Here is a 19374-nt window from a genome sequence, read left to right on the forward strand (position 1 = left end):
CGAGGGAGACAGGTTCTCCCTCGGCGCACCTCCTAGTCGGAAAGGGTGAGGATGCTGCAAACAGAAGTGACGGAGGCCGTGCGGTTCGCGGGAGTCTCCAAGGTGTACGGCGGAACGCACGCGCTCACCGATATCGATCTCGGAATTCCGGCAGGCCTCATTCACGCCTTCGTGGGTGAGAACGGGGCGGGCACATCGACGATGGCGGGCATTCTGTCCGGGAAGGTGACGCCGACGGCGGGATCGGTGACGCTCTTCGGCAAGCCCTCGCCCGTCGGGAATCCGAAGGCGCTCAAGTCCGAGGGTGTTGCGATGATCTATCAAGAGCTCACTCTCGTACCGACGCTGAGCACACAGGCCAACCTCTTCCTCGGTCAGTGGCGGAACAGGGCGGGCTTCCTCTCCGAGAAGGAGATGCGGCAGACGCTTCGCGAGCTGGGCCAGCGACTCGGGGTGCGAATCACACCGGATGTCGCCGTGTCCACGCTCCCCATCGCCGATCAGCAGATCCTCGAGATCCTCCGTGCGCAGCTGGGGGATCCCCGGCTCGTGATCTACGACGAGCCCACGGCCTCCCTCACTTTCCGGGAGCGGCGGGCGCTCGCGGGCGTCATGTTTCGACTGCGCGAACAGGGCGTCACGCAGATTCTGGTGAGCCACGACCTTCCCGAGGTGCTGGCCATCGCCGATCGAATCACCGTGTTCCGCGACGGCCGACTCGTCGACGACCGCGGCACGGCAGACTGGACCGCTCGTGAGCTGGGGACCGCAATCCGCGGCTCGAGTCACACCGAGTCGGTATCGGCGACTCCGGTCGCACGTCCCGTACTCGAACCAGGGCGCGAGGCAGTTCTGCGCCTGCGCGAGTTGCGCATTCCGCACCTCGTCGACGGCATCGACCTCGATCTGAAACCCGGCGAGATCGTCGGGATCACGGGCATCGTCGGCGCTGGACATCATGACGTGCTGCGAGCGCTCGCCGGGGATGTCAAACGGGCCACGGGACGACTGACAATCGACGGACGCTCGATTCCGCTGCCGCGGACGCCGCGGCGGGCGAAGACCCGAGGAATCGGATACATCTCGGATGATCGCCGCCGTACCGGTGTCGTGCCCGAGCTCACCTCCGCATCCAACGTGGTGCTCACCGACCTCTGGGCCTGTTCCACGGCAGGCCTATTGCCCCGCGGACGCGAGGAGCGATACGGCAGGAAGGCGGCCCAGGGTCTCCGCGTCCCGGATCACCGCTGGGGGGTCGCGGCCGGCAAGCTCTCCGGGGGTACCCAGCAGAAGCTCCTCGTCGCGCGCTGGATGCACCACCCGGTCCGTGTGCTTCTCGCGAACGAGCCGACGAAGGGGATCGACATCGGCGCGAAGGACGAGATCATGCAGATCCTCAAGCGGCTCGCCGCAGAAGGGGTCGCCGTCCTCATCGCCTCGGGCGAGCTGGAGGAACTCGTCGAGGCCAGCGACCGGGTGTTGGTCTTCCACGACGGCCGGATCGCCGAAGAGATGCACACCCATACGGGAACCGTGACCTCGGAGGCGATCGTTGCGAGCATCCAGCGCGCGGTGGCGTCATGAGCCCGGACGGGGAGCATCAGGGGTCCCTCGATCCAGTCGTCGCGCGCTATGTCCTCGCCCACCGTGGGAGGGAATTCTCGGACGACGATCGGGATCGCCCCGCCGCGTACCTGATGCGGCTGCGGGACGGATTCCCGGTGCGTTCCCTCGGCACGGCTGACACCGTGACCATCGAGTCCATCGCACCCCCCGGCGGCCCTGCCGAGAGGCCGGCGCGGTTGTATCGGGCGCGATACGCGGGGGAGAACGGGATCTCGGTGTTCCTGCACGGCGGTGGTTGGGTGGCAGGCCGGCCGGAGCACTATGACGAACTCTGCGTCCGACTGGTAGAACTCACCGGCACGGCCGTCCTCAGCGTGGACTATGCCCTTGCCCCCGAGTCGCCGTATCCCGCGGCCCTTCGCGAGACATCCGCCATGATCGATTGGGCGGTGCGCAGCCGGGAGAGTCTGGGCATCTCCGGAGATGTCGGCCTCATCGGGGTGAGCGCGGGTGGCAACCTCGCCGCAGCAGCGGCGCTTCTGGGCCGCGACGGCCTCGGTTCACTACCCGCGTATCAGGTCCTGATCTACCCCGTGCTCGATCGTTCTCGCCGATCCCGCTCCTACCGGCGCCATGGCACGGGCTTTCTCACGACGGCCGCGCAGTTGGAGTGGTTCTGGGAGCAGTATGCCGGGGCCGTGCCGGCAGATGCGCCCTCGCCCGCCGGACTCTCCCCGAATGATGCCGAGGAGCTGTCGGGCCTTCCACCGACTCTCACGATCGTGGCCGAGCTCGACCCCCTGCACGACGAAGGTGTGGAATTCGCGGAGCGCCTCGCGCGATCGGGTGTGCGCTCCGAGATCGTCGACTGCCCGGGAATGATCCATGGCTTCGTGAGTCTGTTCGGCGAACATCCGCAGACCGAGCGCGCTCTCGACGCGATCGGCCGCTTCGTGCGAGACATCACCCTCCCAGAACGAGACATCGTTCGCTCGGGAACCCACCATGGAGAGGAGACCACGTGACCGGCACCTTCTTGAGCACCGGGCAGCCCGCCCTGGCCGATCTGCTGAGCCTGCATGGCCGCACCGCGATCGTCACCGGGGCCGGTCAAGGTATCGGTGAAGCAGTGGCGTCTCGTCTCGCCGAGGCGGGTGCCGCGGTCGTCGTCGCTGACCTCGATCTCAGCCGTGCTGAGCGGGTCGCGGAGTCCATCACCCGTCGGGGACACACGGCGGCTGCGGCGCAGGTGGACGTGGCCGACTCCGGGTCGGTGCGGCGACTGGCCGGAGCCGCCGGATCGTTTCGGGATCCGCTCGAGATCTGGGTCAATTGCGCTGCAGTGGTCAGCACCGTCGGTGTGCTCGAGATGAGCGATGACGATTGGGACACGGTGATGAAGGTCGACCTCGACGGCAGCTTCTACTGCGCGCGCGAAGCCGCGCGCGTCATGTCCGACCGGTCTCGCGGGGTCATCATCCTCATCACCTCGCTCAGCGCCTTCCGTGGCAGGGTCGGGCGCAGTCACTACGTCGCAGCCAAGCACGGGGTGAACGGCCTCGTCCGTGCGCTCAGCACCGAACTCGGCAGCGCGGGCGTGCGCGTGGTGGGAATAGCCCCGTCGGTGACCGCCACCGCACTGGCCGATGGGAGCGGCGAGGACTCCTCGACCGACCGCGGGCTGTGGACCCAGATGATGGATCGCGCGATCGCCGGTATTCCCATGGGCCGGGCCGGATCGCCGGACGAGGTCGCGCGAGCGGCCCTGTTCGCCGCGAGTGACCTCGCGTCATTCGTCACAGGCAGCACGATCTCTGTCGACGGAGGGGCCTCGGGAGCATGAGGGACGCGAGCACTTTCTACGCGGCGGCCGGAGAGGTCCTCGCCCAGGCGCGCCGACGCCCCACGGCGCTCGCGGCGAGGGTCGAGCGAATAGAGTCCCGCGAAGCGATCCGGCTCGTCCTCGACTCTTACGCCTACTTCTACGACGCCGGAGACATCGACGCCGTGGCACGACTCTTCGCGCCGAATGGCGTGCTGAACAACCTCCTCGGTGAGTCGAACGGACGCGCCGCGATCGCGGCATCCATCGGATCGCTGGTCGCAGCGCTCGGAGAGCGGCGGCACCTGGTCTTGAGCACGCAGATCGCCTTCGAAACGAACGACCGCGCGACCGCCATCTCGTACCTCTACAGCGTGGCACAGACGACCGACGGGGTGATGTACGGCACGACGGGCACCTACCTCGATCGTTTGGAGCGGATCGACGGGGAGTGGCTCATCGGCCGGCGGGACGTCTCGGCGGCGCTTGGCCACCGCCACGAGGCGCTTCCGGAGGATTACGATCGCTTTGCGTCCGTGCGCGGCAACCGGGGCAGGAAGCCATGACGATACTCCTGGATCGCATCTACCACCCCAGCCACCGGGTTACCGACCTCGGAGAAGTGGAGCGGTTCTTCCGTACGGTCTTCGGCCGCCACAGCCTCCCCCGGCACAGCCTGATCATGGCGGGACTCGTCCAGCAGCCCCCGGAATTCCCCGCGGACTACTGTACTTTCACGCCGATCGCGGATCTGTTCTTCGATTCGCTCGACCCGGCGCGCTACGTCTGGGGCGGCGTGCAGCGATACCCGTCGATCGAGAGTCCGCACCTCGACGGCTATGGGTGGGGGGTCGGGGAGGGAATTCAGGAGATCTGGGACAGGTGCCGGGCCGGTGGGATCCGGTTGACCGACCAATGGAATCAGGTCGTCGATTCGCCGGTGATCCCCTCCGCATCCTTCAAGTCCGCGCCCCTGTTCTGGACGCTTCAGGAGGACACGGGACTGCGGTACGAGTTCTACCCCGCATCGAGTATCGGACCCTACGACCACCGGTCCGCGCCGGGTTGGTCCTTGCCGCCGGTGAGCCGGCACGACCCGCTGGCCATCGTGAGGACCTCGCACCACACCGTCGCCACGAGGGATCCGGTGCGCGCGCTCCGTCTTCTCGTCGGCATCCTTGGTGGTGAGATCGTGGACGTGCGGCACAATCCGGTCTGGGGCTCGGAGAGCACATTCGTCCGGATCGGTGATGACACTCACGAGTTGGCCGTGCCACTGGACGAAACGTCGCACCTCGCCGCAGACCTCGCCCGAAGGGATCCGCTCGACTCGTACTACTCGATCGGATTCCTCGTCGATGACCTCGATCGCGTCGCCCGAACACTCGAGCGCTGCGGTATCCCGTGGCTCCATCGATCAGAGACGGCGATCGTTTCCGATCCGGCGCAATCGATCGGTGTTCCGTGGGGGTTTTACACGGATGCGCCAATTGTGCACGGGGACGTGTCAAACTCGTAGTCAGTCGGTCAGAAAATTGATGATTAGGTTGAGGTATGGCGTCTGCAATTGATCGTGTGTTTACGGTTCTGAATTTCCTAGCGACCCATGTGGGGCAGTCGTACACCCTGTCCGAACTGAGTAGGCAACTGGGACTGAACAAGGCGACCGGGCACATCATCATGAAGCGTCTGCAATACGGCGGCTACGTCACGAGCACCGACGGAAAGTTCTCCCTCGGCCCCGCCTTCATCCCACTGGGCAGGGCGGCCGAGCGCGAGTTCCCCGCCGCACAACTCCTTCAGCAGGAGATCGAGAACCTCGCGACGTCTCTGGGGGCCGAGTGCATCGCTTCGGTTGCCTCCGACGACCAGGCGCTCATCGTGTTCCACGCCGGTGTGCCACAGCCGTTCGGCCTGGCGGTCGAGGCCGGTCAGCGTCTCCCCATGATTCCGCCGATGGGGAGCGCCTTCATGGCCTGGGCGGGTGAGGAGCAGATGGAGGAGTGGCTGGCGCGGCTGCCCGATGACGAGAACAACCGGAAGGCGAAGTTCCGCAAGGTGCTTCGGATGGCGCAGGCGCGCGGGTACATCGTGACCTACATGGTGAGCGCGATCTCGGACATGGGCGAGCTCTACAGCTCGGATCGGGTTGGCGCAGCCGGGAACATCGAGGAGGTGAGCATGGCCACCATCCTCGCCAACCTGACCCAGCAGGAGTACCTCGTCGATGAGCAGCCTGACGCATCGAAGCGGCTGGCCAACATCTCGACGCCCATCTTCGATGCCCAATCGCGCCTGCTGTGCATCCTGACGTTGATTCCCGGTTCGGACTACACGGCGGAGGATCTCCCGATGCTCTCGAACGCCGTGATGCGCTCGGCCGATCAGGTCATGCGTGAGATCAACGGTCGCCGCCCGGGGACGATCTACGCGGAATCTCCGGTCTTCTGAACGCTAGGGGCAGCCGACGCCGGCGACATCCACGGTCAGCTGGTGCAGATAGCCCTTGCCCTTTCCCGCGGCCTGCTCTTCACGGGTGGCCACGCATGTCATCAGGAAGAGGGTCTTCCCGTCGTCGCCTCCGAGCGCGGGCGCGACGGTCCAGGTGTCGGGCATGACGATGTCGGCCAAGACATCGCCCCCCTCGGCGACCCGGTAGAAGTGGCCCGTATACGCTGATCCGACCCACACGGCCCCCTCGGCGTCCAGGCAGATGCCGTCCGGGGTCGCACCCGGGATCTGCGCCCAGAGCCGGCGGTTCGACAGTCGACCGTCGTCATCTACGTCGTACGCGGTGAGGACATCGGAGTGCAGCTCGGCCACGATGAGTGTGCGGAGGTCCGGTGTGACCACCATCCCGTTCGGGAAGGCCAGATTCTCGGCCACGATCTCGATCTCGCCGTCGGGGCGCACGAGTGCGATGCCGCCGTTGTCCTGCTCGCCGCCGAGTCCATAGATGTTGACGTAGGAGTTGCCGCGTGAGTCGACCACGAGATCGTTGATGTAGAGGATTCCGAACAACGGCGTCGCGAGCGGGCTGAGATCGGTGAGCACCTCGAGACCGCCGTGGCCATCCTGCTGAAGGAGTAGGCCGTCGAGCATGGACGACACGATCATCCGCCCGTCGGTGCGGAAGCCGATGCCGGCCGGCCACCCTTCGACGTCCGCGATCTTCTCCATCGCGCTGGTGCGCGGCTCCCAGGTGTAGACGGCCTTTGCGTGCACGTCGGTGAACCAGAGCTTCCCGCCCTTCCAGCGAGGGCCCTCCGGAAAGATGAGCCGCGGCGTCTCGACCAGTCGAGGTTGCAGAGGTGACATGGTTCGTCTCCGTTCATCCGAAGGCGCGTCCGCACGCCTTCACCCTCAGCCGAGCGTATCGGCGATAGTCGATCGAAGCAACCAATAAAGCGATCAGTAGGATCAGTTATTTAAACGTCCGTTCGTGTTACTATCCAAATATGCTCAGGGATGCGTCTAAAGACCCCAATAGTCGGACTTTTCGAGTTGCCATCGTCGGGAGTGGGTTGGGTGGGGTCGCGGCTGCCGTCAATCTCCGCAAGCGAGGCATCGACTTCACCGTCTTCGAAAAGGCGGAGGGGCCAGGCGGGGTGTGGTGGGCCAACACCTATCCCGGCTGTGGGGTGGACACCGACTCGCTCGGGTATTCCTTCTCGTTCATGCCGTACGGGTGGAAGCGGAGCCACGGAACCCAGCCGGAGTTGCAGCAGTACGTTCAAGACGTCATCGACAACTACGACATCGGATCGAACTTCCGGTTCTCCACCGAGATCGAGAAAGCAGTGTGGGATGACGCGACGCGCGGCTACGAGCTTCACCTGAGCACCGGCGAGCGAGAACACTACGACGTGCTCGTCAGTGCCGTCGGCATGCTCAGTGATCCCGCGTTGCCGCAGTGGCCGGGCTTCGACTCCTTCGAAGGAACGATGTTTCACAGTTCGCAGTGGCCTGCCGAACTCGACCCCACGGGCAAGCGGGTGGCGGTCGTGGGAACGGGTGCGACGGCCGCTCAGCTGGTTCCGGCACTGGCGCCTCAGGTCGCGCATCTCACGCTTTACCAGCGTGAGCCGCACTGGGTGCTTCCGCGGGTGGTCGAGGTGTTCAGCCCCGAACGGCAGGCGGAGTTGGCCAGGGGTGGGCTGGGCATCAAGATGCAGCGTCTGCGCGCCTTTCACTCGATCAGCACCTATCTCTCCGGTTTCACCGTGGGATCCAAGAAGCACCAGCAGCTCGAGCAGAGCTGCCGTGACCTCATCAACCGGACCATCGAGGACCCTGCCTTGAGGGAGATCATGACGCCGACGTACCCCTACGGCTGCAAGCGTCCGGTGAAGACGTCCGATTTCTATCCCGCGCTCAATCAGCCGCATGTCGATGTGGTCCCCGCGGCGGTCTCAGCGGTGACGCCAACGGGCCTCGTCGATGTCGCAGGGGGACGCAGGGACTTCGATGTCGTCGTTCTCGCGGTCGGCTTCAAGGCCACCGAGTACCTGTCGAGTCTCCCCGTCATCGGACCTGACGGAGTAAGCCTGCAGGAGGCCTGGAATGGAAACCCGGAGGCCTACGTGGGTACGACGGTTGCCGGGTTCCCGAACCTGTTCATCATGTACGGCCCGAATACCAACGGCGGCGGCCCCATGACCGCGCAACTGGAACGCCAGGCCGAGCTCGTCGCTCGGATGTGTGCGGCGATGAAGAAGAAGGGGCGCATCATGGTCACCTCGCGCAAGGCGATGAAGTCCTTCACGAAGTGGGTCGACGAGAAGAACGAGATGAAGTGGTCGGCCCTCTCGGCGGGGTGCAACAACTACTATTTCGCCGAATCCGGACGCAACGTGACACAGTGGCCGATGAGTCATCTGCGCTTCCTGATCAAGACCAAGCTCGCGCCGATGCGCGGTATCAGTCTCCAGAGATAGGAGGTCGCTCGTGTCCGTATTCGACTACGGTCTCGATGACGAGTCGTCGGCGCTCTCGCCCCAGTTCGCCGCGGCTCACCGCGCCATGGTCGCCGCGGCGACTGATCCGGCGCATCTCGATGTGCTCACACAGCATCTGATCGGATTGGCGGTTTCGGCAGCGGTCACGCACCTGGACCGAGATGCGATGCGCCAGCACATCGCCGCGGCTCGCGATGCCGGGGCATCAGAGCGTCAGCTCATCGAGGTGCTCCAGTTGGCGAGCGTGCTCGGCATGCACACCATCGTGATCGGCGCACCGGCCTTGGCCGCGCACGCGCCGGAGGCCTTCGAGGGAGAACTGACCGCGCGTCAGGCGCGGATCAAAGCGGAGATGCTGGAGCGGCGGGGCTATTGGCCCGAGGTCTTCGAGCCGCTGCTTCGGCTCGACCCCGACTTCTTCGAGGCGAGCGCGCAGTTCCAGGATCTTGCCTATGAGGGCGAGATCGACGCAAAGACTCGCGAACTCATCTTCACCGCCATCGACACCTCGACGACGCACATGTACGCGAACGCTCAGCGTCACATCGAGCTCGCGCTTGCGTTCGGCGCGAGCCCGCGAGAAGTGATGGCGACGCTCGAACTAACCTCTCTCATCGGCGTGAAATCGTACGTTGCGGGCATCGCCGCCCTGGGCGAGCAGGTTCCCGGGTAGTCCAAGCCTCGAAACGGGCGGTTGCATCGGAGGGAAACCGTCATGGTCGAGATGTTCCGCAGACGATTCCGTGACGCCTAGGCGCTTCGGAGCTCGTCGACGAGACGGATGAGTTCCGCAGACCAGTTCTCGCCCTTCTCTCGGGTGAATCTCGCGATCGGCATCGAGATGCTGATCGCTGCGTGCTGGCCGTTGAGTTCTCCTGTCGCGATGGCCATCGCGGCGATGCCGGGCTCGCTCTCTTCGAAGTTCCATCCGATTCGTGTGTCGCGAACATCATCGATCTGCTCGTGCAGTGACGGAAGATCGACATCGATGTGCCGTCCGCGCGGACTGGCGAGCGCCATCTTGTAACGAGCGTCGATCTCCTCATCGGGCAGCTCGGCGAGGAGCGCCTTGCCCGCGGATGTCCGATGGGCGGGGAGCCAAACGCCCACGCGCAGGCCGAATCGGAGTGAGTGCGATGTCGCCTCGATGCCGTCGAGGTGTTGGATCTGAGTCCCGGCGAGAGTCGCGATGTGGACGGTCTCGTCGGTTCGTGCGAACAGCTGCTCGAGGAATGGGCGCAGCGTCATCACCAGCGTGGGCTGGGGGAACGCACCGTGCGCATGCCGGAGCGTGGCTCCCACGTGGTAGCGCTTCTGCGGACCGCGCACGACGAAGCCATCGGCAGCCATCGTTCTCAGCAGCCGAAGCGCGGTAGATGGATTGACATCGAGCGCAGAGGCGGCCTCGGTCACGCTCAAGGAGCCCTCGTCAAGGACCAGTTTGATCAGGGCAAGAGCCCTGTGTACCGACTGTATGGGTTCGAAATTGCGCTCCACGCAAGTCACTCTACTTGCTTTTGCGTCTAACGCCGCTAGTGTCGGTGCTAATTCGAGAGCACGGGTGTCGAATCGCGGTTCGGCCGGACGGCGCCACGGGACTCAGACTTCAACGACGAGGGGTTGCGATGTCAACGACGAACGCGGAGTCGATCACGTCGATCATGAGCGGGGGAGGTCGACCCGCGAACAGCCGCCGGCCGATCAAGATCGTCGAGACCTCCCTGCGGGATGGGCATCAGAGCCTGTGGGCGACCCGCATGCGCACCGAGCACATCCTCGCGATGGCCGAAGACTACGATCAGGCGGGATTCGAGCAGGTCGACCTCGTCGCTCCCATTCAGTTCGACGTCGCGGTTCGCTACCTCAAGGAGAACCCGTGGGAACGCGTGCGTCTGGCGCACGAGGCCATGCCGCGCACCCGCCTTCGGGCACTCATCCGCTCGCGCAACATCGCCGCCTTCGACTTCCTCCCGGACGACATCATCGAGGCATGGGTCGAACGGCTCTACGCCAACGGATTCCGCGTGATCGGTTCGTTCGACGGCCTCAATGACATGGGGAACATCGTTCCGGCCCTCGTCCGCGCGAAGGAGCTCGGCGCATCGACCTTCGGCGCGGTGTCCTTCTCGGAGAGCCCCGTGCACACCGACGAGCTGTTCGTGCGTAAGGCGCAGGAGCTCATCGAGAAAGCGGACGTCGACGCGATCATGCTCAAGGATGCCGCGGGCCTGCTCACCCCGGACCGCGTGCGCACCCTCGTCCCCGCCCTCCGGGAGGTCATAGGCGACCGCATCCTCGAAGTCCACACTCACTCACTCACCGGTCTCGCCCCGCTCGTCTGCCTCGAGGCCGTCGAACTCGGCGCGGACCAGATCCACACGTCGGTGTGGCCGCTCGCCACCGGCAACGCGCAGCCGTCCACCCAGACGCTCGTGCGCGATCTGCGGGCACTCGGATACCAGGTCGACGTCGACCTCGATCGAGTCGATCGCATCAGTGAGCGACTCCTCGAGATCGCCGAGACGGAGGGAAAGGCCGTCGGCGCGCCCGTCGAGTACAACGGACTCCACTACATGCACCAGATCCCGGGCGGCATGCTCGCGAATTTCCGCTCGCAACTCGAGACCGCGGGTCTGTCCGACCGGTACGACGATCTTCTCGTCGAGGTAGCCCGGGTCCGTGAGGAACTGGCATACCCGATCATGATCACCCCGTTCGCGCAGTTCGTCGGTGTACAGGCGGTCATGAATGTCATCACCGGCGACCGATATTCGGTGGTGCCCAACGAGATCAAGAAGTACGCCCTCGGCTATTTCGGCACGCTGCTGGCCGACATCGATCCCGGAGTACTCGAGAAGATCCTGGCGAACGGATCCGCCAATATCCCCCTCGAACCACCGACCGTCATTCCGCCGATGCTCGACGACCTCCGGGCCCAGTACCCGGATGAAGACATCGACACTCTTCTGCTGCGCGCGATGTTCGCGGGCGCGCAGGTGGACGAGATGAAGGCTGCCGTCGCCGCCGGCGGCAACCCCGACAACATCAGTTGGCCGGTCCTCGACCTGATCCGCACACTGGCAGGCGCCACCGCGTCCGGCCGTCGCGAACTCAGCGCCGGAGACATCCGCATCAGCATCGACAAGGGAGCACGAGATGCCGCTTAACCCCCCTGACATCAAAGAACTCAAGGCGATCATCGACTGGGTCAACCTCAGCGAGGACGTGCGCGAGCTGACGCTCAAGTACGGCGACGTCGAGCTCTTCATCACGCGGAACGAGGGCACGAGGGGTCCCGCCGCGGCCCCCGTCCCGACCCCTGCTCCGGTCGCGCAGCCCGTGCCGGCCCCCCCAGCCCCCGCCGCGCTGCCTGCCGCGGCCGCGTCCGCGCCGGAGCCACCGGCCGCCGCGAACACAGGCGGGTCGAGCGGCGACGTCTCGCTCGCCGCCGACGAGGTGCTCGTCCGTGCGCCCATGGTCGGTACCTACTACGCCGCGCCGAAGCCGGGCGCACCCGCGTTCGTCGAGGTCGGCGGCCGGGTCGAGGCCGGGGCGGTGCTCTGCATCGTTGAGGTCATGAAGCTCATGAACAACATCGAGGCGCCCGCCGCCGGTGTCGTGACGCAGATCCTCGTGGAGAACAATCAGACGGTCGAGTACGGCCAGCCGATGTTGGTGATCCGGCGCGATGCCTGAAAAGCTCAAGAGCGTACTCATCGCCAACCGCGGTGAGATTGCTCTGCGTGTCGTCCGCGCGTGCCAGGAGCTCGGCATCCGCAGTGTCGTGGTGTACTCCGAAGGAGACGCGGGGTCCCTCCCGGTCAAGCTCGCAGATCAGGCCATCTGCATCGGACCCGCGCAGGTCAACCAGAGTTACCGCAACCCGCAAGCGATCGTCGGAGCGGCTCTCGCGCTCGGTGTCGACGCCATCCATCCCGGTTACGGCTTTCTGTCCGAGAACGCGGACTTCGCGGCTCTCTGCGAGTCGGAGGGACTGCGCTTCGTCGGACCGGCGTCGGACGTCATCCGACGGATGGGCGACAAGATCGAGGCGACGGAGATCGCGAGGCGAGCCGGCGTTCCCACGGTCCCCGGCTCGTTGGGCGCCGTCACGGAGTTCTCCGAGGCGTTGAGCGTCGCGCGCGATGTCGGGTTCCCGCTGCTCATCAAGGCTTCCGCGGGCGGTGGAGGACGGGGAATGCGCGTCGTCGAGACCGCGGAGACCCTCGAGGAGGATCTCACCGCGATCATGGCGGAGGCCGAGGTCGCGTTCGGTGACCCGTCCGTCTACATCGAGCGCTATCTCACCGACATCCGTCACATCGAGGTGCAGGTGATCTCGGACGGCGAGACCACCCTCCATCTCGGCGAGCGCGACTGCACGGCGCAGCGGCGCAATCAGAAGCTCATCGAGGAGTCGCCTTCGCCGGTGCTCACCTCCGAGGTGCGCGAAGCGCTCGCGGCGTCGGCGGTGGCGCTGTGCCGGGAAGTCGGCTATCGGAACGCCGGCACGATCGAGTTCGTCTACGACAACATCGAGCGGGCGTACTACTTCATCGAGATGAACACGCGAATCCAGGTGGAGCACCCCGTTACCGAGATGGTGACGGGCATCGACCTCATCAAGCTGCAGCTGAAGATCGCGGGCGGCGAGGCTCTCACCCTCACGCAGGAGCAGATCGTCGTGCGTGGCCACGCGATCGAGTGTCGTATCAATGCGGAGGACCCGGAGCGCGGCTTTGCTCCGAACCCCGGAACCATCGCACGCTTCCGCGCACCCGGGGGCTTCGGCGTCCGGATCGATACTCACATCGAGTCGGGATACACGATCCCCCCGTTCTATGACTCCATGGTCGGCAAGCTCATCTGCTGGGGAGCGGACCGCGACGAAGCCATCGAGCGCACGCTGCGCGCGCTCCGTGAGATGGAGATCGACGGCGTCACGACCACCGCGGCATTCCATCAGGAGATCGTGGCGAGCGAGCGGTTCCGCAGCGGCGAGTTCAACACGGCTTTCGTGGCAGATCATCTCGCTGCCCGCGTATCAACCCCGCCTGTGGCGACACTCGTCGCCCCCGGAAGTAAGGAGTGACAGTCATGTCCATTGCCAGCAATCCGAGCACCCGTCAGGCCGTGCTCGCCGATCTCATCGCGCGACCCGCGGGCCGCGCTCGCGCCTTCGCCGTGGACGTTGCCCTCGTGGTCGCCGGCGTTGCATTGGTCGCGCTCTTGGCCAAGGTGTCGTTCTTCATCGGCCCCGTGCCGATCTCGGGGCAGACGCTCGGCGTGATCGTCGTCGGAGCTGCTCTCGGAGCCAAGCGCGCGGCTGCATCGCTCACGACATACATGCTCGTCGGGCTCGCGGGTCTGCCGGTCTTCGCCGGCGCGACGGCGGGACCCGCCTACGTGCTCGCGCCCTCGTTCGGGTTCGTCCTGGGGTTCATCCCCGCCGCCTATCTCGCTGGCTGGGTTGCAGAGCGCGCGTGGGACCGCAACCCCGGCCTCGCGTTCGTCGGCTTCGTCGGTGCCTCGATCGTGCCGTTCCTGATCGGTGTGCCGTACTTGGCCGTGATCCTGGGAACAGTGATGGGCGTTGACGTGACGCTGTCGGGAGTCCTGGATGCTGGAGTCTGGCCGTTCGTGGTGCCGGGCCTCATCAAGGCCGCTTTCGCAGCGCTGATCATCCCCGGGGCCTGGCTGCTCGTACGAGCCGCGGATCGCGCGAAACACTGAGAGCGTCCGCGACTCACGCGGTCGGGCGACAAACCGTCGCCGCGGTTCGCGAGGCACCGTGTGGGTGCGGGGAGAACCCGTCAACCGCTGGTTCTCGCCGACGGTAGAGTCGGCGCGTGAATGGACTGCCGCCACAGACCGACGCCGTCGTCGAGTGGGGCATCCGCGCGTCACTCCTGACCTATATGGCGGGGGCGCCGGACTTCGAGGTCGAAACGTCCGGGCGTGCGACCTTCTCCCTCCCCGCCGGTGCGCGGATGACGGGGCGGGTGGACGAGCACGGTGTGCTGCGCCTGGATGGATCGGTCGTGTTGCGCGCCCACGTCGGCGCCCTGCTGGTGCCGCTCATCGATGTTCGCATCGACGGTCGCGCCCTGACGATCGCAGACCCCGCGTCATCCGAAGGATCTCACGACGTGCGCCTCGCGCTCGTGGACCTGGTTGCCCCGGAGATCGTGGAAAGCGACACGGGAGTGGTCATGTTCGGCACGCGACTGGCATCGACGGCCGACGCGCTGTTCATGTACAACTACCTGCCGGGCAGCGATTTCGACCCGCTGCGGATCCGCTTCAACGAGAGCTAGATGTCTCTGCCGGTCCGGCACCGACGTCCAGCACGCCGGCGAGCACGTCCGCCTCGTAGCGCTGCATCGCCTCGGCGGAGCCGAGCATGCGGACCAGCAGTTCGTTCAGGAGGACGACCTCCTCTTCGCTGAGCGCGTCATGGAGGATCTGCTGGCGGGTGAGGGCGATCGGCATGAGGTCGTCGTGCACTTGCACGCCCCGGGCGGTGAGGAACAGGTGCCGGGACCCACGGGGGCCGTTGAGCTGGGCGATGAGTTCGCGGTCCAGCAGCGCGTTCACGCTCTTGGATGCGATCGACTTGTTGACGCCGAGGATGTCGCAGAGCTCTCCCGATGTCGCGCCGGGGTGATTGCCGAGCGCGCTGATGATGCGCCACTCATTGGTGCCGATGCCGTGCAGGTGGTGGAAGACCCGCGATCCGCCCCACACCAGCACGTTCGAGAGCAGCTGCAGGAGCGCGGGGGTGTAGTCGTCCCGCTCGATCGTGTGTGGCAGGCGCTCGGCGACCAACCCCTGCTCGCCGGCGCGCGTCATCACCTCGGTCGACGCGCCCACGTATTTGCTCATGCCGGACATCCTCTCGGGGTCTGCCGAGTCCCGTTCGGGGAGTCTAGCCAAGAAGATTGATATTGAACATGATTATATCTAATCTTGGTGAATCTCAGTGCTCATGACGTGATGGGCGAAGGACGAGGGAGTTTGCATGAGTGACCGAATGGCCGCGGGCGGGGTCGCCACCCTCGAGATCGACCCGTTCTCCCAGGCGTCACTCGCTGACCCGCTGGTCGTGGACGAGGTGATCCGCGAGACGGCCGAGGTCGTGTGGAGCGAGCAGCACGGGGTGTGGTTCACCGGTCGTTACGCTGTGGCCGACGCCGTGTTCCGCGACTACGAGACCTTCGAGTCGTCGGCGGGCACAGGCATGACGAACACCAAGAAGACCGAGAACTGGCGCAAGCCTAGCGTGATCCTCGAGAACGATCCGCCGGGACACACGAAGTACCGCCGCATCATGACCTCGGTGCTCAGCCAGCGCGTCGTGCGCCGACTGACCGAGGACTTCCAGGCGCGTGCCGACGAACTCGTCGATACCGTCGTCCCGAAGCTGGAGTTCAACGCCGCGACCGAGCTGGCCGAGGCCTTTCCGCTCACCGTGCTCCCGGACGCCGTCGGGTTCTCGCCCGAGGGGCGCGAGCACCTGCTGCCCTATTCGAACCTGAACTTTCAGGCGATGGGACCGCGCAACGAGTTCTACGCAGCGGCCGCCGAGGCCGCGGGTGAGGCATCCGCTTTCGTCAACTGGCAGATGCGCCGCGAGGCACTCGACCCGAGCGGTCTGGGACACAAGATCTACGCCTACGTCGACGAGGGCGAGATCACCGAGGAAGACGCCGGGATGCTGGTCCGCACCTTCCTCTCGGCGGGGGTCGACACGACCATCTTCGCGATCCAGTTCACGCTCAAGGCACTCGCCGAGCATCCCGAGGCCTGGACGGCGCTCCGGCAGGACCCGACCCTCGCGCGACGGGTCTTCGAAGAGGCGCTGCGCTGGACTCCGTCGAGCCCCTACATCGGCCGCACGACATCGCGCGCGACCGCGATCGGTGGCACACCGATCGGGGCGGGCGAGAAGGTGATCATGTCCCTCGCCGCGGCGAACCGCGACCCGCGGCGCTGGGACGATCCGGACGCGTTCGACATCTCGCGCGATCCGAGCGGCCACCTCGCTTTCGGTACGGGCATCCACGGATGCGTGGGCCAGATGATGGCTCGGATGGAGGCGACGTGCCTCCTGACGGCGCTCGCCCGACGTGTCGAAACGATCGAGATCGCGGGCGACCCCGTTCCGTTCTATTCGAACTGGTTGCGGGGATTCGAAGAGCTGCCCGTACGGGTCACGCTCGTCTGAGCCCCGTCGCCCGCAGATGACATGGGGCCCGTGCACGACGACCCGGAGCGGTACACATGAAGAAGATCATCAATGAACCCGATGCGCTCATCGAGGACTACATCGAGGGCCTGGTGGCGTCCACGCCGCATCTGGCGCGCGTCGAGGGTTGGCCCGTCGTGGTCCGATCAGACCGATTCCGCAAGTCCGACGAGCGTGTCGTCCTCATCTCCGGCGGCGGCTCGGGCCACGAACCGGCACACGCCGGCTATGTCGGCACGGGGATGCTGGACGCGGCCGTACTCGGGCCGGTGTTCACCTCGCCGTCGGTCGACAGTATTCACGCGGCCATCCGGGCGGTCGCCACATCCGCGGGCGTGCTCCTGATCGTGAAGAACTACACCGGCGATCGCCTCAACTTCGGCCTCGCAGCCGAGATGGCGCGCGCGGACGGGTTCGATGTCGAGATGGTTCTGGTCGCCGAGGACGCGGCCCTGGGGGATGCATCCCGTGCGGGGCGTCGCGGTCTCACCGCGACGGTGCTCGTGCACAAGGTCGCGGGGGCGGCGGCCGAGAACGGCCGGTCGCTCTCGGAGACGGCAGAGGTCGCCCGGCGGGTGCTCGCGGGTGCGGCGACCATGGGCGTCGCACTGGGCGCTTGCACGGTGCCGGGTGGACAGGGCGCCAACTTCTCGCTCGGCGATGACGAGGTCGAGTGGGGTCTGGGAATCCACGGCGAGGCAGGCAAGGAGCGGGGCGCGATGGTCCCGTCGGCCGTCATCGCCGCCCGGTTGACCGAGATTCTCTGCGCCGATCGGGAGTGGGATCGCGACAGCGACGTCGTCGTGATGATCAACTCGTTGGGCGGGACGCCGGACCTCGAACTGCGGATACTCCAGGGCGATGTGCTCCGTGAACTCGAGTCGCGCCGGCTGCGCGTGCGGATGACCTGGGCCGGACCGTTTCTCACCTCCCTGGAGATGCCGGGCGCCTCCGTCACGATCGCGGCCGTGGACGCCGAGATGCTCGAGCTCCTGTCGGAGCCCGCGGACGTGCTCGCCTTCCCGTCTCACACACGAATGCTCGAGGCACCCGCCGTCCTGCGGTTCCCGCCGCGAGCCTCGGCGACGCGTGACGACAACCGCATCGACGGCGTGGAGAGAGCTCACGCGTCTGTCCGCACCATCGCGAATGCCCTCGTGCGTGCGGAGGACGAACTCACCGAACTCGATCGCCGGGTCGGCGACGGCGACCTCGGCATCAATCTCGCTCGTGGCGCGCGCTCGCTGCTCGCGGCGGAGCGTGATCTCGACGCATCGTCCTCGCCCTCGGCGCTCCTGCGGGCCGTCGCGGAGCGGATACGGAGCGAGGTGGGCGGCACCTCGGGTCCGCTCTACAGCCTGTTCGTCCTGGCCGCGGCTGACGCGCTTCCGGACGATCGCGAGCCGAGCGTGGCGGATTGGGTGAGCGCCGCGGCTGCGGGCGTCGCGATGGTGCGCGAGATCGGCGGCGCCGCACCCGGCGACAGCACCATGGTCGATGCGCTGCAGCCGGCGGTCGACGCGCTCGTCGCGCGCGGCGACCTCGCGGCGGCCGCTTCCGCGGCGCGCGAGGGCGCGGCGGGTACGGCCCAGCTTCTGCCCTCGCTGGGACGGAGCAGCTACGTCGGCGACCGCGCGGTCGGGGTCCCCGACCCCGGTGCGGTGGCGATTGCCGTGCAATTCGAGGCGCTGGCGAGCGACGCCACGAAATCATGACGCTCACGCTGCAGGTCGCCGCGCGTGTCGACGAGGCGAGTGGGATCGCGGGTCTCGTCCTCACCGATCCCCAGGGGCGGTCCCTGCCGTCCTGGGCGCCCGGCGCGCACATCGACGTCCACATCGACCGCGTGGGTCAGGCGCCAATCGTGCGCCAGTACTCCCTGTGCGGCGACCCCGCCGACCTCTCGTCGTATCGCATCGCCGTGCTGCGCGAGGACGATGGCGAGGGCGGCTCGCTCCACCTGCACGACGATGTGCGGCCGGGCCAGCTGGTGCGCGTTTCTTCGCCGCGTGACCTCTTCGGATTCGAGCTGCGGGACCGCATGGTGTTCGTGGCGGGCGGGATCGGTATCACCCCGATCCTGCCGATGGTCAGGGCCGCGGAGGCGGCGGGCGTGGCGTGGACCCTGCACTATGCCGGACGCGAGCCGGGGACGATGGCGTTCGGTGCCGATCTGCAGCGCTTCGGCGAACACGTCCGGGTCTATGTGAGCGCCGCGGGGCAGCGGATGGCGCTGCCGGAGATCGTGGCGGAAGCAGGGACGGCGCCCGTCTATGCCTGCGGGCCGGAACGACTTCTCGACGCGCTGGAAGAGGCAGCGGCCGCGGCGGGTGCATCGTTGCACGTCGAACGGTTCGCGAACGCGAACCTCGTTGCGACCGAGGCGGATCATCCGTTCGAGGTGGAGTTGTCGCTCACGGGCGTGACCATGACGGTGCTGCCGGGCGAGTCGATCCTGGACAAGGTGGCCGAGGCGGGTGTGCCCGCGCCGTCGTCCTGTCGCGGCGGAACGTGCGGTACCTGCGAGACCTTCGTCGTAGAAGGCGAGCCGGATCATCGGGATGCGGTGCTCAACGCGCAGGAGCGGGAAGAGTCGGAGGTCATGATGATCTGTGTTTCGCGCTGCAAGGGCACGCGCCTCGTCCTGGAACTGTGAGCACCGACCCCGGGTTCGCTTGCGCCCGAAGCGATGGATACGTCGGTGGCAGCCGCGGGTGCCGTGGACGGATCTGGCAGGCGGCCTCACGGGCATGGTGCAGCAGGCGGTCGAGAACGTAACA

19 protein-coding genes are annotated in these 19374 nt (G+C 66.4%); 16 read left to right on the forward strand and 3 right to left on the reverse strand.

What is annotated here, in order from left to right:
- Nucleotides 1–51 precede the first annotated feature (51 nt).
- From C2868_RS15005 to C2868_RS15030, 6 genes are read left to right on the forward strand one after another with little or no spacing between them, the layout of a single operon-like run.
- Nucleotides 52–1584, forward strand: a complete 1533-nt coding sequence (locus C2868_RS15005; RefSeq protein WP_100809714.1) for a sugar ABC transporter ATP-binding protein — start codon at nt 52–54, stop codon at nt 1582–1584.
- Complete coding sequence (locus C2868_RS15010) at nt 1581–2591, forward strand: alpha/beta hydrolase (protein ID WP_100809715.1); 1011 nt, start codon at nt 1581–1583, stop codon at nt 2589–2591. The genes C2868_RS15005 and C2868_RS15010 overlap by 4 nt, the downstream gene beginning before the upstream one ends.
- Nucleotides 2588–3409: an SDR family NAD(P)-dependent oxidoreductase gene (locus C2868_RS15015; RefSeq protein ID WP_157813856.1), complete on the forward strand. Its 822-nt coding sequence runs from the start codon at nt 2588–2590 to the stop codon at nt 3407–3409. The genes C2868_RS15010 and C2868_RS15015 overlap by 4 nt, the downstream gene beginning before the upstream one ends.
- The gene (locus C2868_RS15020) at nt 3406–3954 is read left to right on the forward strand and encodes a nuclear transport factor 2 family protein (protein WP_100809717.1); all 549 of its coding nucleotides are present in this window, start codon (nt 3406–3408) and stop codon (nt 3952–3954) included. The genes C2868_RS15015 and C2868_RS15020 overlap by 4 nt, the downstream gene beginning before the upstream one ends.
- Complete coding sequence (locus C2868_RS15025; protein ID WP_100809718.1) at nt 3951–4907, forward strand: VOC family protein; 957 nt, start codon at nt 3951–3953, stop codon at nt 4905–4907. Before C2868_RS15020 ends, C2868_RS15025 begins: the two co-directional genes overlap by 4 nt.
- Nucleotides 4908–4942: 35 nt before the next feature.
- Nucleotides 4943–5839, forward strand: a complete 897-nt coding sequence (locus tag C2868_RS15030) for an IclR family transcriptional regulator (RefSeq protein WP_100809719.1) — start codon at nt 4943–4945, stop codon at nt 5837–5839.
- Nucleotides 5840–5842: 3 nt separating this feature from the next.
- Here the strand turns inward: C2868_RS15030 and C2868_RS15035 are convergent, their stop codons facing one another.
- Nucleotides 5843–6706: an SMP-30/gluconolactonase/LRE family protein gene (locus C2868_RS15035; protein WP_100809720.1), complete on the reverse strand. Its 864-nt coding sequence runs from the start codon at nt 6704–6706 to the stop codon at nt 5843–5845.
- A 140-nt stretch (nt 6707–6846) separates the two neighbouring features.
- Between C2868_RS15035 and C2868_RS15040 the strand changes: the two genes are divergently transcribed.
- Together C2868_RS15040 and C2868_RS15045 are read left to right on the forward strand one after the other, a co-directional pair.
- Nucleotides 6847–8325, forward strand: a complete 1479-nt coding sequence (locus C2868_RS15040) for an NAD(P)/FAD-dependent oxidoreductase (RefSeq protein WP_100809721.1) — start codon at nt 6847–6849, stop codon at nt 8323–8325.
- Between the two features lie 10 nt (nt 8326–8335).
- A complete protein-coding gene (locus tag C2868_RS15045) occupies nt 8336–9019 on the forward strand; it encodes a carboxymuconolactone decarboxylase family protein (protein WP_100809722.1) in 684 nt (227 codons plus the stop codon).
- Between the two features lie 77 nt (nt 9020–9096).
- Here the strand turns inward: C2868_RS15045 and C2868_RS15050 are convergent, their stop codons facing one another.
- Entirely contained in the window at nt 9097–9852 is a 756-nt protein-coding gene (locus tag C2868_RS15050) for an IclR family transcriptional regulator (protein ID WP_100809723.1), read from the reverse strand.
- A 119-nt stretch (nt 9853–9971) separates the two neighbouring features.
- Between C2868_RS15050 and C2868_RS15055 the strand changes: the two genes are divergently transcribed.
- From C2868_RS15055 to C2868_RS15075, 5 genes are all read left to right on the forward strand, one after another.
- Nucleotides 9972–11513, forward strand: a complete 1542-nt coding sequence (locus C2868_RS15055; RefSeq protein ID WP_100809724.1) for a pyruvate carboxylase subunit B — start codon at nt 9972–9974, stop codon at nt 11511–11513.
- Nucleotides 11503–12042 carry an acetyl-CoA carboxylase biotin carboxyl carrier protein gene (gene accB / locus C2868_RS15060; RefSeq protein WP_100809725.1) on the forward strand — a complete coding sequence of 180 codons (540 nt, stop codon included), beginning with the start codon at nt 11503–11505 and terminating at the stop codon, nt 12040–12042. Before C2868_RS15055 ends, accB begins: the two co-directional genes overlap by 11 nt.
- Entirely contained in the window at nt 12035–13438 is a 1404-nt protein-coding gene (accC, locus tag C2868_RS15065) for an acetyl-CoA carboxylase biotin carboxylase subunit (RefSeq protein ID WP_100809726.1), read from the forward strand. Before accB ends, accC begins: the two co-directional genes overlap by 8 nt.
- Before the next feature lie 5 nt (nt 13439–13443).
- Nucleotides 13444–14079, forward strand: coding sequence for a biotin transporter BioY (locus C2868_RS15070; protein ID WP_100809727.1), 636 nt, complete (start codon nt 13444–13446; stop codon nt 14077–14079).
- Between the two features lie 116 nt (nt 14080–14195).
- On the forward strand, nt 14196–14663 hold the full coding sequence (locus C2868_RS15075; RefSeq protein WP_100809728.1) for an HtaA domain-containing protein: 468 nt from the start codon (nt 14196–14198) through the stop codon (nt 14661–14663).
- Here the strand turns inward: C2868_RS15075 and C2868_RS15080 are convergent.
- On the reverse strand, nt 14650–15231 hold the full coding sequence (locus C2868_RS15080) for a MarR family winged helix-turn-helix transcriptional regulator (protein WP_157813858.1): 582 nt from the start codon (nt 15229–15231) through the stop codon (nt 14650–14652). The genes C2868_RS15075 and C2868_RS15080 overlap by 14 nt on opposite strands.
- Before the next feature lie 136 nt (nt 15232–15367).
- Here C2868_RS15080 and C2868_RS15085 point away from each other — a divergent pair, with 136 nt between their 5' ends.
- From C2868_RS15085 to C2868_RS15095, 3 genes are read left to right on the forward strand one after another with little or no spacing between them, the layout of a single operon-like run.
- Complete coding sequence (locus C2868_RS15085; RefSeq protein ID WP_100809730.1) at nt 15368–16573, forward strand: cytochrome P450; 1206 nt, start codon at nt 15368–15370, stop codon at nt 16571–16573.
- Nucleotides 16574–16629: 56 nt separating this feature from the next.
- Nucleotides 16630–18309 carry a dihydroxyacetone kinase family protein gene (locus tag C2868_RS15090; protein ID WP_100809731.1) on the forward strand — a complete coding sequence of 560 codons (1680 nt, stop codon included), beginning with the start codon at nt 16630–16632 and terminating at the stop codon, nt 18307–18309.
- A complete protein-coding gene (locus C2868_RS15095) occupies nt 18306–19250 on the forward strand; it encodes a PDR/VanB family oxidoreductase (RefSeq protein ID WP_100809732.1) in 945 nt (314 codons plus the stop codon). The genes C2868_RS15090 and C2868_RS15095 overlap by 4 nt, the downstream gene beginning before the upstream one ends.
- The last annotated feature ends 124 nt before the right edge of the window (nt 19251–19374 follow it).

This window comes from Microbacterium sp. CJ77 (assembly GCF_002911615.1).
GTDB lineage: Bacteria > Actinomycetota > Actinomycetes > Actinomycetales > Microbacteriaceae > Microbacterium.